The organism is Nostoc sp. NMS8 (assembly GCF_017115045.1).
Taxonomy (GTDB): Bacteria; Cyanobacteriota; Cyanobacteriia; order Cyanobacteriales; family Nostocaceae; genus Nostoc.
In genome coordinates, this window is the sequence record NZ_JABXKK010000130.1 from 35,570 (window position 1) to 50,933 (window position 15,364).

Consider the following 15,364-nt stretch of genomic DNA (forward strand, 5'->3'; position numbering starts at 1 on the left):
TCATAACTCATAACTCCCTAGTCCTCTTCCCCTCCTACTTGATCCCCGCGTTCCAATTCCCAAAGAATTTGATTTCCTTCACGGCGTACTCGTGACACTATCCAGTTTCGCCAGCGCCATTGATCTCCACGACTGGTGACAGCGCTGGCGTGGACATCCATCAAGTCTGCTAACTCAGAACTGGTGATTAAGTAGCCTTTTTCAGAAATTTCGTCAGCTATACGCAGAGTTTCGACCAAGCTGCGGAGTTGCGAAACCCTCATTTCTGGCGCTTTTTCATCGGTTACGGCCGCAGTTGGCCCTGTTGATGGTTCCATAACGGTTATTTCTGGTGCAGAAGTACTGATTTCTTGCGGACTTTGGTTAATTATTCTAGAGTTTTTTTCATAATCAGCTACTTTTGCTACATTTAGTTCATTTGTGGAAGGTAAAGATTTATAAAAATCTGTGGAAGATAATTGTTGTAGAGTAGGGGTTTTGCCACTTGCATAAGTGCGAGCGATCGCATCACAACGTTCGTTACCTATGTTACCAGAATGTCCCCGGACGTGTTGCCATTTTACTTGTTGGGTATTGAGTTCATCTAAGATTTCTAAAAGGTCTTGGTTTTGGACGGGTTTACCATCTGACTTTTTCCAGCCTTTATTTTTCCAGCCTTTCACCCATTTGGTAACGCAGTTAATCAGGTATTCGCTATCCGTATGAAGGGTGATTGGTTGTGCTTGTTGAGATGTTTGCAGAAATTGAAGGGCGGCGATCGCAGCTTGCATCTCCATTTTATTATTAGTGGTATGAGGGGAGGCATCACCTATTTCGTGGATTGAGCCATCGTTGAAATAGACGACTACACCCCAACCGCCAGGGCCAGGATTACCGGTGCAAGCACCATCGGTGTATATGCTTTGAATTGTGGGTTGGGTGGACATGCTTAGAAGTATCGAAGCGCGAAGGCAATAGTTATTAGCGGCGAATTTTTGAACAACATGCAGGCTATTATACTGATAAAAATTCTTAATTCTGACTCCTGAATTGTGACTTCGGAATTTTTCTTCAATCCTCATCATCAGGCAAATTTTCCATTTCTTCAGTAATTAGCGTCTGAAAATCTTCGTCACAATGATTATACAGATGAACCGCAGCAGCTAGAAGTTCTGCTAGAATTTCAGCTTGTTGGTTAGCAGTTAAACTAGTTAACTGTAACTGGTTAATTAAGGCTTGTACTTTCAGGCATTCTGTACCTAATTCAGCAATCAAGGTACTGAGGGTTGAATTGGTGACTGCAAGAGGGCGATCGCTAATCTGCATAATTTAGTTATTGTCCCAATCTTTTACCGCTTGTTGGATTGCCTTGTCAAAAGCACAAATCTCTTTTTCCCAATGCTTAATTAAACCTTCGTCAGGAAAACTATTTTCTGATTCCAGTCTAATCTTTTCTTGATGTTCGGTAATTCTTTGAGCTAAAGATTCAATTGCTTTTTAATGGTGCTTCTTACTCATTACTTAGAGCGATAAGCAAGGCGGAGACTTTGGATTAAAATCACCAGAGATGCGATCGCCATTAACCCGCCCCAAAACCAGTAAGGTAAAAGTAAATACCGCTGCATTTGTGCTGTATCAGAGATTCCAAGGGGGCCAGCCGAACTGCTAAATAGATAATCAAGTTGATGGTACGTACTTACACAAGCTTGCACACCCAGAAATTGAATAGCAAAACCTTGCGCCCAACGAGGTGCTTTCAGGGCGATACCTAAGATTATTAAACCCAGTAAGGGAATTGCCACTAATCCGAACCAGGAACGCACCCAAATTAATGTCGAAAATAGCAAAAAACTCCCTAATATTTTTAAACAGAGGGTTGCTGCTGTAAAACTGCGGGAAGCTAGAATCAAAGCTGCACCGGCAATAGGTGGCCCCATTGGGCCTGCGGCGGCGATTATTGCCGGGACAATTGGCCCCAATAACGACCGGATGCCATAAGTTGCGACACCGGAACCATTGCTAAAAATCTCTAATTTTTGGAACTGTCCCCCTAATAGCAGTGCCATTAAGCCGTGACCCATTTCATGAAACCAAGTTGCCAGAATTGTAAATGGGTATAAGATATAGTCACCTCCTGGTACTTGCCACAATAAAGCAGTTGCGATCGCTGCTGCAACTAGCCAGGTAAGCCCCATACGTTCAACAACTGGCGGGGCTTCTTTGGTAAGTAAGGTTTTAAAATTTTTACTTGATTCCCTCATAGGACACTTGATTTTAGATTTTAGATTTTAGATTTTAGATTATTCCCCAGATTAATTCGTGGGGCATTTAATTTTGGATTTTAGATTATTCCTTCAATCTAAAATCCAAAATTTTGACGGTGTATTTTCATCTATCCTAATGTAATTATTGAAATATTAGGGTTGCTGAGAAATGCAACAATTCGCACATCGAAGCGACGGCTGTAACCTATGGTGCTATCAAGAGCAACATAGCCATCCGTCGCTTGTCTGATGCAGTTTATTTGTTTTTCCTCCAAAAGCGATGCTGGAGGATAGGCGGCAAATACTTAGACGAATGTCACAATTAAGCGAAAATCAGTTAAGCAAGTTGAAAGAGGAATGTCATCAAGTCTCCTTTACCTAAGCTGATGCGATCGCCTGGTCGCAAGCGATGACGGTTGCCTGGTAAAAGTGGCAAATTATTAATATAAGTGCCATTAGAACTTCCCACATCCTCTACATAGTGAGCATCTCCCTCGACGCGAATATCTGCATGAATCCGCGAGACAATTTCTGAATTAGTAAATCCTGAAACATCTATATCAGGGGGAATCCGGTCATTAGGTTTACCGATATGAACCACAGAGAAATTTTGCGGCAATTCAATTAAGCGATCGCTTTGAACGTGGATTAACCGCGCTGTAACCTGCTGCAATTGCGTTCTAGCGGCAGTTGTCGCTAGTGGCGGGGATACTTCGGCTTCAGAGGTCGGTTCTGGTTCCAAAGGTGGTGGAGTAGGAATACTTTGTACAGAAACTACAGGTTGAATTGCGATGGTTGGCGCTGGTTCGGGCGGGCTGGTTGGTGTAACAGGTATCTGTGGCGCTGGTTCTGGGGGAACTGCTACCTCTGTTGGTGGTAAAGATGATTCAGGGGGACGAGAGTTAGTAGATTCGCTAATTCCCAAAGCATTTGGTTGTAAAAGTTCTAGCAGTGGATCGGGTGGTACTAACGGCGGTACTTCCACAGAAATATCTGGAGTGACTGTTGTAGCTACTGCGGTATGAACGTGTGGAACTCCTGCTGAGTGAAGGTTATAGCCACACTGACCGCAAAATGCAGCATCTGCCTGCACACTTGCCCCACAACTGGGACAATTAGTAGTCGCGGGTAACGGTGTATAACAAGCTTCACATTGGACAGCACCATCAGGGTTGGGATGATTGCAATTAGGGCAGACGATCATCGATATTTAGCCTTTGTTCAAGATCATCATAAATATAGGTAGGACTGGCAAGCAGAGGGCGGCCCTAACTTTAGATTCTAGCAATTACTGCAAATGAAACAATGAATTGGACACTCTTACGCAGGGAGGAGGGGGGCAGGGGAGCAGGGGAGAAAGTTCAGTAAGTTTTTCCCCTCTGCCCCTCCGCCCCTCCGCACCTCTGCCTCTTGTGCCCAATGCCCAATTCCCAAGTTTAATGTTGAAGTTCCAAACCTGCTGCTGCATCCAGCAGCCACCAAAGTTCTCCTTGGGGCCGAATTAAGCGGGATGGGTAAGTGAAATCATCGGCCACAGGTGCAAAGATTTGCGCTAAAGCTGGTCGTTTATTAGCACCAGCAACCAGAAAAATTATGCTGCGAGCAGAGTTGATGAAGGGGTATGTGAAAGTGATCCTGGGGTTTCCGTCTTTGTTACCCACAGTCACTAGGCGATCGCGTACTTTGAGAGCTTCTGTGTGGGGAAACAAAGATGCAGTATGTGCATCATCACCTATTCCTAGTAATATTACATCCAACGCAGGAAACTCAACCCCAGAAGAATTGAAAAATTCTTTGAGATGTTGTTCATACTTCGCAGCAGATAGCTCTGGATTAGCTTCTAAAGTTGGTATGGGGTGAATGTTAGCTGCTGGGATATCAACTCGATCTAGCCATGCACGACGCGTCATCAGTTCATTGCTATCGGGGTGATCTGGTGGTACGTAGCGCTCATCCCCCCAGAATATATGAATTTTATCCCAAGGTAGTTTTTGAGTAGCGATCGCTTCGTATAACGGTTTAGGTGTACTACCACCAGACAAGGCGATGGTAAACTGCCCACGTTGCTCAATGGCAGTTTCTAGCTTAGACAGAATTAATTCTAGCGCTCGTGCAACCAGCGCCGGCTGATCCGGTAGAACTTCAACAGTTTTGTTCATGGCTTCATCATCATATTACTGGCTTCCAGCAATACCATACCGAACTTATTACAATCCCCCTTTTTAACTTTTGAAACATTTAACATCGTGGATTAAGTAGACTGGAAAAATGTAGACGCTCATTATCACCTTCAAGCGTAAGTTGTCAGTAGTAAGTTGCATTAACTACTGATCGCAGTCATGATTATTTTTATTTACATACAGTTACTTGATACTTGGTTGATTGACGCCACAAAGGATACATTTATTAATTCTTATTAAAAATTAATAAAACTAATTAATCACAAACAATGCTTCCCAATCTGCGATCGCTTCACGTTGGGCAATTAACAATTCTTGAATTCCTTTTTGAGCCACATCTAGTAGTTGATCCAACTGAGTGCGGCTAAAGCTGCCTTCTTCGGCTGTTCCTTGGACTTCAATGATTCCCAGGTGTTGATTCATGACCACATTAAAGTCTACTGTTGCAGCCACATCTTCGATATAATTTAGATCCAAAAATGGCTCTCCCTCCAGTAATCCTACGGAAACTGCTGCCACCTGACCAGATAAAGGCGATCGCTCCAACACGCCCTCTTGCAACAATTTAGAAACCGCATGAGCCAACGCCACAAACGAGCCTGTAATAGCTGTTGTCCGAGTTCCGGCGTCCGCTTGCAACACATCAGCATCAACAGTCAGCGTGCGTTCTCCCAATGCCTCAAAATCCACTGCTGCGCGTAAGCTACGTCCAATTAGACGTTGAATTTCTTGCGTCCGTCCAGATAATTTCAATAATTCCCTTTCTTGCCGTTTTTGGGTAGCAGATGGTAGCATCCGGTACTCAGCAGTTAACCAGCCTTTACCAGTTCCTTCAAGAAACTTTGGAACTCCCTTATTAACGCTAACAGTACAAAGTACCTGAGTATCACCGCATCTTGCGAGAACAGAACCAGGGGCAAAGCGGGTGAAGTTGGGGTAAAAGCTGATTGGACGTAGTTCGTAGGGAAGACGACCATCAGGACGCTGCCAAGCCATTGGAGTTGCCTCAAGTTTTACAGTACTGCCTTATAGATTACCTTAGTGTTGTAAATCTACTGGGGATTGGGGACTGGGGACTGGGTATTGGGGACTAGGCATAATCAATGGTTTTTCTTCCCCTGCCTCCCCTGCCCCTCTGCTCCCCCTGCTTCTTTATTTAAGGAACTGAAAGCAGAGTCAAAATATTTTGCTGCACCATTTCTGGTGACTGGTCGCCGTTGATGGTCAATAAGCAGCGACGGCGGTCGTAGTATTCTAAAATGGGAATGGTGCGATCGTAGAATAATTCTACACGGCGCTGCACGATTTCTGGTTGGTCATCTGGTAACGATCGCCCCAAGGATCGACTAACCATTACCGCTTCTGGAACTTGGAGATAAATTGCCCAATCTAGCTTTTGCCCTAAATCATCCAATAAAAAATCTAATTCTTCAGCTTGGAAGGCAGTACGGGGATAACCTTCTAACACCCAATTGCAGTTAATATCTGGTTGTCTGAGGCGTATTCTGATCAATTCAACGATCATTTCATCGGGAACTAACTCACCTTTTTGTATGTAGGGTTGTGCGTGGTAGCCTAGTTCACTCAAGCTAGCGTAAACCGAAAGAGAAGTTCGGGGATCGCCTTCCAACCATCGAAATTCCGGTAGGCGCTGATCGCCAGATATTGCTTCCCGTAAAATCTCACTTGTAGAAATCAGAGGAATATCAAAGTATCTGCAAAGCCTTTGTGCTTGAGTGCTTTTCCCCGATCCTGAACCTCCCAGAATCACCAATCTCACAACAATTTACTCCTCATCCTGTCAAATTCGCTACTAACTAAGTCTGTTTTGCCCAAATAAGTGGCAAATCTAACATTTAGCGATTTTCAGACGTTCCATCCAACTTGTTTAAATAATTGGATCCGTACCTATTATGTTTTCATTTTTACAACTTCTTTCGGAGATGAAGACAAAAAATTTAAATTAAAATAACTCTTGACTTGAACACAAACGTAATGTTTGACTAAGAATGCAATTTGCCAAATCCACCACACCTGTGAAAAACAGATTGATTATACACGCAAATTGACAAAAATTTTCTTAGTATTAACTCTTAATTTATTGTATTTTTTAATACTTAATATTATGGTTGCCCAGCTAGAAACTCAAAGTATCAATTCAACCCTTACCCTACCATATCCAGTTGAAGGGCTAGTACAAGTTTTCACTAGCTCCCATCGCAATTTTTTTACGAGCGTCATAGCTCAATCACTGAGAATAGCTGGACAAGGAACAACAGTATTAATAGTCCAGTTCCTCAAAGGAGGGATTCGTCAAGGACAGGATCGACCTGTACAACTAGGACAAAATTTAGATTGGATTCGCTGTGATTTGCCTCGTTGTATCGATACACCACATTTAGACGATACAGAAAACCAAGCATTACAAAAGCTGTGGCAGTATACACAACAAGTAGTGTGTGAGAGTAAGTATTCTCTCGTGGTGTTAGATGAGTTAAGTTTAGCGATTAACTTTGGTTTAATTCCTGAAACGGAAGTTTTAGCATTTTTAGCAAAACGCCCTCCCCACGTCGATATCATTCTTACAGGGCCAGAGATGCCCAAATCTCTCTTGGATGTAGCAGATCAAATTACAGAAATCCGCCGGAGCTATCGACCTTAAACAAAATAAACCTCATCTAACTTGAGAACTGTAGTTTTTTACCAAAGTTTTGCGATTGTGTACCTTACGCTTGTCAAGAAACGCTATATGCCATTGCGTACTCCTTTCCTACGGAACGCTACGCGAACGGAGAACCCGTAGGGTACAAAGTGTTTGTGGAGCGTCATTGTAGAGAAGCAATCGCAAGAGTTCGGGATTGCTACGTTTCGCTGCGCTACACTCGCAATGACAATGGATTTTTAATTTTATATAACTACTTATTCAATTCAGGATATTCTAGTAATTCGGTTTGAATTAGCTGTGAAGTTGTGATTAAAAACGATATCTGGATTACTGAAATGTCTCAACAGGGTCTAATTTCGCCCTTTGAGCCAAGTTTAATCCGAAAAGTGCAAAAAGATGAGTCTGTAGCGGTTCAACCTGTAATTAGCTATGGTTTATCTTCTTATGGCTACGATATACGCCTTTCTTCGGCTGAGTTCCGCATTTTCCGCCACATTCCCGGAACTGTAGTTGATCCCAAAAACTTTAATCCCCACAATCTAGAACCAACAGCACTGCACACAGATGCCAATGGTAGTTATTTTATTTTACCTGCCCATTCCTATGGTCTGGGGGTTGCTCTTGAAAAACTGGAGGTTCCTGAGAATATTACTGTGATTTGCATAGGTAAATCTACTTATGCAAGATGTGGAATAATTGCAAATCTAACACCTGCTGAAGCTGCATGGCGGGGTCATTTAACTTTAGAGTTTTCTAATTCTTCTAGTGCTGACTGTCGCATTTACGCTAATGAAGGCGTGGTGCAATTACTATTTTTAGAAGGTGAACCCTGCGCTATTAATTATGAAACTCGCCAGGGAAAATATCAGGATCAGCTAGAAATCGTGACGTTGGCAAAGGTATAAATTGGGACTTTGGCAATGAAATCACAGCAGTAAGATGGATTGTTAAGCCTCGATCGCAGGGTTATAATCATCTGGATTATCAAAGCCTGCAATCCAGGCGGCTGCCTGACGACAACTTTGCATATGAGGTGGAACACGCAGGATATGAATATGTCCTGTAGAGGGACAAGTAACTTTCAAGACCATAAGCGGCTCGTCATCCTCAAAAGGAATGTAGACTAGTTGGCGTTCTCCACCAGCGTCTCGATCGCGATCGCGGATCAATCCTCCCACTTGCTGCAAAAATGTTTCGTATCCCAAACGTTCAATCAGTACGCGGCGCAACTCAACATTCTCTATATTGAGAATATCCTGCCCGGTGATTGACTGGGATTCAAAGGCAATGCGATCGTTTACCTGCACACCTCGCCAGCGTAAGACAAAACCATGCCCCGCAGATAGACTGGTGATTCCACTTCCCGCCAACTCGATCCAATAAGTAACATGGAGTCCTTTGGGAAGGGTAGTGAGGTTTACACAATCGCTGATATCAATACTTTCACAGGTTAGATTTTCAGGTAGATTGTAAAGATCCAACGCACTGCTTAAATCTAGATGACCCAAAACATGCATACCATCCCAGGCGCGATGCTCAAGGATAAGTTTTCGAGCAACTTCAGCCGATATAGGCTGGTGACTTTCCTTGGGGCGCTGCAAAACTGGTTTATTTGGCACGCGTCCATTTGACATCATCTTAAGCATTAGTCCATCACCTCTACATAAGTATCAGGGCGATATTCACGTTGTTTCCAGACGCGGTAAAGCCCTTGGGGTAATTCAATCGCCCGATGTTCTTCATGAACTAAAGTAGCACTCGGTTCTTTAACCTCAAGAAAAAGTTCACTACCATGCGCCCACAACTGAACAGCATTGGATTGCTGAATGCGATGGCTGTGTCCTGTGATTTCACCATGAGCGAGAGTAGCCCCCACGCGCTTTTGAGCAGCGACAGGTAAGGTAACAATACGTTTGATCAGAACGTCGCCATGTCTGTAGAGAACACTACTTTGGTTAGCTTGGGAGTTATTGCTGTTGTTAAACATTTTTCTATGATAACAAAGTAGATTTTTTCAATAACGATACCGCCACATCACAAAACCGGTAATAAATAGAATGAGCGGTGCAACTCCGACAAACACATACAGAATACGTGTTGGTAAACCGCCAAAAGTGCCATAATGCAGTGCTCCAAAGGAATCCCAAATTCTCTCACCTAGAGGTGCTTTTAACCCATGCTTCAGTCGCAAAATCTCACCTGTATACTGATCTAGATAAATCTGGCTGTAGCCGAACTTCCAGCTTTCCTGGGGTAGTTTTTTGCCCACTGCGATCGCATCTTCCGGTTTTATCGGTAGCAAAACGTAAGTTGTAACTTCATCTGGTAATGCCGCATCTGCTTTTTGCAGCAGTTGTGTTACATTAAGCGGCGATTTACCAGTAATATTTTGGGAAACAAGGTTAGATGTATTGGGAGTAAAGGTAAGTGCATAAATTATAGATTGTGTGAAATCATAAAAATTCCAACAGAAGCCGGTGAAGCTAATTAATCCTAAAAAAACAGCTAGTATAATCCCTAAGACTTTATGGATGTCAAAGTTGACTCGTCGTGGATGTGCATTCCATTTAATTTTGAAGCCAGAAATCAGCCTTTTCCACCCAGGCCAGAGAATAATCCCCGTAATGCAAAGGATAAATAGTAACAGCGCCACTACCCCCATTATTTGAATTCCAACATCGCCAGCAAAGAGTTCGTAGTGTAATTTCAGTGTGAGTGACTTCAGCGTATTCTCCAACACACGGCTACCCATGATTGCACCTGTGTAGGGATTAACGTTGATTTCTGTTCGTTCACCTTCAGAAGAACGGAGCCAGATTTGGTAAGGAACATCTGGTTCTGGTAGTGTATAGATCCGCTCAACTTTGAGTTCTGGGTGGTTGCTGTAAGCTGTCTTAACGGTATTCAGCACTGACTCAATGGAAACTTGTTGTCCTTGAGGAATGACATGTCCGATTTGGCGAGCCAATAAGAAGTGGTCGATCTCATCTGCAAATACCAACAGGCTACCTGTTAAGCCAGCTATAACTAATAGCAGTCCTATAGCTAAACCAATATACCGATGTAAGCTAAATACTATTGGGCGTAATTTAAATTGTTTGATCATAAATATGACGTAAATGACCTGAAATTGCAATCACAACTCCCACGAAATCGTGCCTTGCACGGTGAACGGCTCGCCAGGATAAACACGCAAAATGCTACGAGCAGACTCAAAATAATCCACATCAAACAAATTTCTGAAATTGACCTGTGCGCGGAGCTGTCCTTGTTTATAAAAAATGGCCGCATCAGTACGGAAATAGCTCGGCAGTTCAAAGGAATTCTCTAAATCTGCTTGGCGATCGCCTACATAAAATAATCCCAAACCAAAGCCAAGTCCTTTGAGACTACCAGATTGAATTTCATACTTCGTCCACAAATTGAAACTATTTTTTGGGACATTGTTGAGGTAATTACCTGGTGTGTAAGTTTCGTCTTTGGTTATTGTGGCATCCGTGTAAGCATAACCTGCGATCGCTCAATCCAAACACTAATTACCCTTTAGCGGGACTTAAAACTGCACTGAAACTGTTCCCAAAACAGTAAACGGTGCGGCAGGATACACACTGTCTATACTATCGGCGCTTTCAAAGTAATAAACATCAAATAAGTTCTTGATATTCAGCCCAACTCGCCAATTGTCACGGCGGTAATAAATGGCTGCATCGGTTCGCACATAGCTGGGCAACGTGAATGTATTCTCCAAATCTCCCTGTCTATCCCCGACAAAAAATAATCCCCCGCCAAATCCCAACCCTTTTAAATCTCCAGTTTGAATTTCATAGGTTGTCCATAAACTTGCACTGTTTCGAGCAACATTACTCGGTTCATTCCCCTTGTACTCTGGTCTGGTATCTTCAGTGATTTCCGGATCAATATAGGCATAACTAGCAATGATTTTCCATCCCGGCAAGATTTCACCGCCGACATCTAGTTCAATGCCTCGACTGCGTTGTTCACCAATCTGAAGGCTAAATCCCTGATTAGCTGGATCGTCTACAACAATATTTTGCTTGGTAATTTGGTAAGCTGCTAGCGTTGCGGACAGTCTGCCATCGAAAAAGTCACTCTTCACCCCGACTTCAAATGATTCACCCTTAGTTGGCTCAAACGGAGTATCATCGGCATTTCTGGAGAAAGCAGGAGAGGGTTGAAATGAGCGACTATAGCTGGCGTATAAAGAGACTGGTTGAATGGGTTGGTAAACAATGCCAATACGAGGGCTGAAGGCAGTATCTTGTTGATTGCGTGAGATACCACCTACTGTATCCTCATAGGAGGTGTCTACAAAATCAAAGCGTCCACCTAGCAAAATCTTTAACTTATCTCCAATTGAGATCAAATCTTGGGTATAGACACCGATCAAATTTTGAGGATTTTCTGTGTCTGATGTTTTTGTATCAAATTGAATTGAAGGTCGGTCATAATTTGGATTAAACAAATCGATGGGTGGCAAAGTGGGCGTTGGACTGAATGTCTTTCGGATGTAATTAGTCCTACCTAATTCCAAGCCAAATAGCAAATCCTGCTTAACGATGCCAGTTTGAATTTTCCCAATTACATCAGTTTGTAGATTGTAATTCCGTGACCTAGCCTGATCAAATCTAGCGCCACGATCCACTGTTCGATTATCTGATCGTAGTCCTAAACTATAATCAAATGTCTCATTATAATCTTCCAGCTCTGCTCTAAACGCATTACGAATTGACCAATTGTCACTGAATTTGTGTTGTAAACGGTATCCAAGCCCGACAAAATCCCGTTCTAATTTAAAATCTGGGTCATCGATAAACCGAGAGCGGGGAACTCTGCCAAGGGGATTGGGTAATAGTGAACCTACTGCTGGAATACCCAGGTACTCTACTTTGGAGGTATTGAGATACTCACCTTCTAGAACCAGGGTGGTATTCTTCCCCAGGTCAAAACTGATAACAGGTGCAATGAATGCCTGCTCCGTTTTCACAAAGTCCACAAAGCTACTAGAGTTTTCATACGCCATATTCAAGCGATAGCGAATCGTTTTGTCAGTATTTAAGGGACCGGAAAGATCCAACGTGGGACGGTAAAAATCAAAGTTACCAATGGTTCCTTCAACAGCATAATAAGGTGTTGCAAGAGGTTGCTTAGTTACAATATTGAGAATTCCCCCCGGATCACCTTGCCCATAAAGGACAGATGCTGGTCCTTTAAGAACTTCAAGTTGTTCAATGTTCGCTACATCCAGACTGCGACTAAGAACGTTATTCCTGTTAAAACCATCAATAAAAGTACTAGAATCAGAGGAGTCTGCAAATCCTCGTAAAATGAAACTTTCACCAAAGGTAGTTTGAGAACCACCGGGTCCAGCAGTTATTCCACTAACGTTAGAAACGGCTTCCCGAACTTGTGTAATTTGTTGATCCTTTAGCACTTGTTGCGGGATGACCTGAATCGAGGCAGGAATATCGCGGATAGGCGTATCAGTTCTCGTAGCAGTCGAGGTATCAGGCACACGATACCCATCTTGCTCACCTGTCACGACCAACTCAATTGGCTCCTCACCCGGCGCTGATGGTTGCTCTGGTTGCGTTTGGTTCGCTGGTTGTTCTAGTTCAGGTGTTCGTTGTGTTTGGGGTGGCTGCTGTGCAGTAGATGCAGCAGTTGTCAACTCAAAAATCAAACCTTCATCACTGTCAAATAACTCGACAGTCGGTAAGGCAAGCTCACCGATCGCTGTCACCCGAATTGTGTTAGCGTCAAAATTTGTTACTGTTATTTCAGTAACTCCCGCAAGTGGTTTTTCCGAACGGAATGTAAATGCCTCTCCTGATGGTAAGCGTAGCTGGGCATTAGGAATATCAGCAATAAAACTATTCCCAGCACTGCGATTTGTAATTTTTAACTGCTCACCTTTGGTAGTTTGTAGAATCACCTCCACACCTTTGGCGGTAGGATTTGCCTTCACTGCCGTCACTTGCACGATTTCACTTGCAGGTGTTGACGATTGCGAAAACAACTCGCTAACATTCGTGGCTGGACGTTCAATCTCGCTCAGTTGTTTAATTGTTGTAATTACTGCTGGCTCATTCTGCTTCACTTCTGCCCGTACAGATTGTGCCATCAACAATGGCAGAAAACTCATTACCAACCACAGCCAAATATTAGATGACAACTCTTGACTCTTCACAATTATTCCCCACACTCCAGTAACCAAAACTCTCTTTCTTGAGAAGATTTCTGAATAAACTTAAAATTGAGATTAGAGGAATTAAATGAGTCGCGTCTACCCCAATACAGAACTAATCATCGCCAAACAGACTTTTCTCCCAACCGACACTGACTGGGAGAGATACCAAACTTACGTTTAAAAGCAACACTAAAGTGAGTGGGATTGGAGTAACCAGTCATAATTGCCACGTCTAGCACTGTGCGATTTCCTTCTCTGAGCCAGCGTTTTGCTCGCTCCATGCGTTTGTCTGTCAAGTAACCAAATACGGTAGTATCAAAGAGTTGCTGAAAACCACGTTGAAGGGTGCGATCGCTTACTCCCACCTGTTGCGCTAATTCTAATAATGTTGGTGGATTTTCTAGACGAGAGAGTAAAATTTCTCTTGCTTGATATATCCGCTCCACAGTTCCGGCTCTAAATCGCGGTTGTAGTTGCGGTCTACCTTGGTCAGCCAAAAAGGAAGCAAGTTGCAATGCCATTAACTCTAGTACCTTCGCCTGTAAATACAAACGCTTCGTCATCCCGTGGTAAGGACAGTTGACTATTTGCTGTGCCACTGTCTGTATTGCTGTTGTAGTTTTTGGGTAGAGTAATGTCTGCCACTCGTTACCTTTTGCCAAAAAACGTAGTTGCGGTGGAATTTCTCCGTCCCCTGTAGGAAAAAAGGTTGCCAACAACTCAGGAGGCATACTGAAGCCAATACCCACGTTCGCTTGAGAATCCAAATAAGTCATATTTCGTTGAATGCCGCCACCGGAAATGGCTGTGTATCCTTCTCCTATTTGCCCTCCAAATTCATCTATAATTTTTCCTGAAAGACGAACACAAAATTGCAAAGGGTGAACGCATTCACAGCCTGGTTCCAGTACATCATCGTAGTATTCGTAGTTACCAATCCCCAGCCGCACTTGGGGATAGACTTCTATGCTTCGCATATATCCTTTGCCCAATTGCTTGGGTACTTGACAATAGGATTCAAATGGCTCTGACGAGTTTTGCTGGCTGTTCATTTCAGCTTCAGCCCAAAGCTCTCTTTCTTGATCCGGTGTCAGGATAATGGTCATAGCTGGCGATTGATAGATTCTATAACTTAATAATATTTATTCTCAATAGTTTTACCATAATTTATTTCTAATTATTGACCTGAATAGAACGTGGCTTGGTTTGTAGTCGCACCGCTCAAGGGTCAGCCCATTGCTGGCGGCTGGAAACTTTTGGGAATAGTGACAGGTTTATTGGTTAATGGTGCTTGGGGTGTAGGAACCGCTGGGTTGCTGAGATTTTTCTCTAGAAGCCAATTGTTCAGCAGTTAGAGTTTTAGGAAGTCAGCGCAAAAAGTGGAATTTCTGTTATTAAGTATTCGCCTTTTAGGGAAAATTTTTCGATTTACTGAAATTATGTAGAAATTGGAGTTCAGATGCAGTGAGGTCGCGCCATTGACCCAATTGTAGGTCATCTAATTTTAGGTGAGCTATGCTGACCCTGACCAGTCGCAAAGTCGGAAACCCTACAGCCGCAGTCATCCGCCGTACTTGGCGGTTTTTTCCCTCTGTCAAAGTCATTTCTAGCCAAGCTGTTGGTATATTTTTGCGAAATCTAATTGGCGGTGTGCGTTCAGGTAACTGTGGTTCTTCGGGTAAAAGCCTAACTTCTGCTGGTTGAGTGCGGTAATCTTGAATTTCCACACCTGTTTGCAGTCTTTGGATAGCAGAAGCATCTGGAATTCGCTCTACCTGTACCCAGTAAGTACGTTTATGACCAAAACGCGGATGGGCGAGGCGATGTTGCAATTGTCCATCGTTTGTTAACAGCAGCAATCCTTCACTATCCCAGTCTAAACGTCCTACAGGATAGACATCAGGCACATCAATATAGTCTTTGAGGGTGCTGTGTGTGGGAGCATCTTTTGTAAATTGGCTAAGAACGCCGTAAGGTTTGTAAAAAATAATATATCTCATTAGTAATTGGGCATTGGGCAATAATCAATAGTTTTTCTTCCCCTGCTCCCTGCTCCCTACTCCCTGTC

16 protein-coding genes and 1 pseudogene are annotated in these 15,364 nt (G+C 43.2%); 3 read left to right on the forward strand and 14 right to left on the reverse strand.

The window, feature by feature from the left end; all coding sequences use genetic code 11:
• Positions 1-17: 17 nt before the first annotated feature.
• The 7 genes from rnhA to HWQ39_RS34195 form a co-directional block, all read right to left on the reverse strand.
• Positions 18-926: a ribonuclease HI gene (gene rnhA / locus HWQ39_RS34165; RefSeq protein WP_292854784.1), complete on the reverse strand. Its 909-nt coding sequence runs from the start codon at positions 924-926 to the stop codon at positions 18-20.
• A 124-nt stretch (positions 927-1,050) separates the two neighbouring features.
• Positions 1,051-1,305 (reverse strand): hypothetical protein, encoded by a 255-nt coding sequence (locus HWQ39_RS34170; RefSeq protein WP_292854786.1) that lies wholly within the window; start codon positions 1,303-1,305, stop codon positions 1,051-1,053.
• Between the two features lie 191 nt (positions 1,306-1,496).
• Positions 1,497-2,240, reverse strand: a complete 744-nt coding sequence (locus HWQ39_RS34175) for a M50 family metallopeptidase (protein WP_292854789.1) — start codon at positions 2,238-2,240, stop codon at positions 1,497-1,499.
• Between the two features lie 340 nt (positions 2,241-2,580).
• A complete protein-coding gene (locus HWQ39_RS34180; protein WP_292854792.1) occupies positions 2,581-3,447 on the reverse strand; it encodes an FHA domain-containing protein in 867 nt (288 codons plus the stop codon).
• 232 nt (positions 3,448-3,679) lie between these two features.
• Positions 3,680-4,402 carry a 6-phosphogluconolactonase gene (gene pgl, locus HWQ39_RS34185; RefSeq protein WP_292854795.1) on the reverse strand — a complete coding sequence of 241 codons (723 nt, stop codon included), beginning with the start codon at positions 4,400-4,402 and terminating at the stop codon, positions 3,680-3,682.
• A 273-nt stretch (positions 4,403-4,675) separates the two neighbouring features.
• Positions 4,676-5,419 carry a ribonuclease PH gene (gene rph / locus HWQ39_RS34190; protein WP_292854797.1) on the reverse strand — a complete coding sequence of 248 codons (744 nt, stop codon included), beginning with the start codon at positions 5,417-5,419 and terminating at the stop codon, positions 4,676-4,678.
• Between the two features lie 160 nt (positions 5,420-5,579).
• Complete coding sequence (locus HWQ39_RS34195) at positions 5,580-6,203, reverse strand: nucleoside monophosphate kinase (protein WP_292854800.1); 624 nt, start codon at positions 6,201-6,203, stop codon at positions 5,580-5,582.
• A 345-nt stretch (positions 6,204-6,548) separates the two neighbouring features.
• Between HWQ39_RS34195 and HWQ39_RS34200 the strand changes: the two genes are divergently transcribed.
• Together HWQ39_RS34200 and dcd are read left to right on the forward strand one after the other, a co-directional pair.
• Positions 6,549-7,085, forward strand: a complete 537-nt coding sequence (locus tag HWQ39_RS34200; RefSeq protein WP_292854802.1) for a P-loop NTPase family protein — start codon at positions 6,549-6,551, stop codon at positions 7,083-7,085.
• A 338-nt stretch (positions 7,086-7,423) separates the two neighbouring features.
• The gene (gene dcd / locus HWQ39_RS34205; RefSeq protein WP_292854847.1) at positions 7,424-7,993 is read left to right on the forward strand and encodes a dCTP deaminase; all 570 of its coding nucleotides are present in this window, start codon (positions 7,424-7,426) and stop codon (positions 7,991-7,993) included.
• Between the two features lie 42 nt (positions 7,994-8,035).
• Here dcd and HWQ39_RS34210 read toward each other — a convergent pair whose 3' ends face one another.
• From HWQ39_RS34210 to HWQ39_RS34235, 6 genes and pseudogenes are all read right to left on the reverse strand, one after another.
• On the reverse strand, positions 8,036-8,707 hold the full coding sequence (locus tag HWQ39_RS34210) for a DUF6745 domain-containing protein (RefSeq protein WP_292854805.1): 672 nt from the start codon (positions 8,705-8,707) through the stop codon (positions 8,036-8,038).
• Positions 8,708-8,733: 26 nt separating this feature from the next.
• On the reverse strand, positions 8,734-9,075 hold the full coding sequence (locus HWQ39_RS34215; protein WP_292854808.1) for a hypothetical protein: 342 nt from the start codon (positions 9,073-9,075) through the stop codon (positions 8,734-8,736).
• 27 nt (positions 9,076-9,102) lie between these two features.
• A complete protein-coding gene (locus tag HWQ39_RS34220) occupies positions 9,103-10,194 on the reverse strand; it encodes a PepSY-associated TM helix domain-containing protein (RefSeq protein ID WP_366932335.1) in 1,092 nt (363 codons plus the stop codon).
• 30 nt (positions 10,195-10,224) lie between these two features.
• Positions 10,225-10,605: pseudogene (locus HWQ39_RS34225) on the reverse strand (TonB-dependent receptor); the annotation flags it as partial.
• A gap of 36 nt (positions 10,606-10,641) precedes the next feature.
• Positions 10,642-13,296, reverse strand: coding sequence for a TonB-dependent siderophore receptor (locus HWQ39_RS34230; protein WP_292854810.1), 2,655 nt, complete (start codon positions 13,294-13,296; stop codon positions 10,642-10,644).
• A gap of 116 nt (positions 13,297-13,412) precedes the next feature.
• Positions 13,413-14,402, reverse strand: coding sequence for an AraC family transcriptional regulator (locus HWQ39_RS34235; RefSeq protein WP_292854813.1), 990 nt, complete (start codon positions 14,400-14,402; stop codon positions 13,413-13,415).
• Between the two features lie 90 nt (positions 14,403-14,492).
• Here HWQ39_RS34235 and HWQ39_RS34240 point away from each other — a divergent pair, with 90 nt between their 5' ends.
• Positions 14,493-14,651 carry a hypothetical protein gene (locus HWQ39_RS34240; RefSeq protein ID WP_292854816.1) on the forward strand — a complete coding sequence of 53 codons (159 nt, stop codon included), beginning with the start codon at positions 14,493-14,495 and terminating at the stop codon, positions 14,649-14,651.
• Positions 14,652-14,705: 54 nt separating this feature from the next.
• On the opposite strand, the gene HWQ39_RS34245 is transcribed toward HWQ39_RS34240, so the two are convergent.
• Entirely contained in the window at positions 14,706-15,296 is a 591-nt protein-coding gene (locus tag HWQ39_RS34245) for an rRNA large subunit pseudouridine synthase E (protein WP_292854819.1), read from the reverse strand.
• Positions 15,297-15,364: the final 68 nt, after the last annotated feature.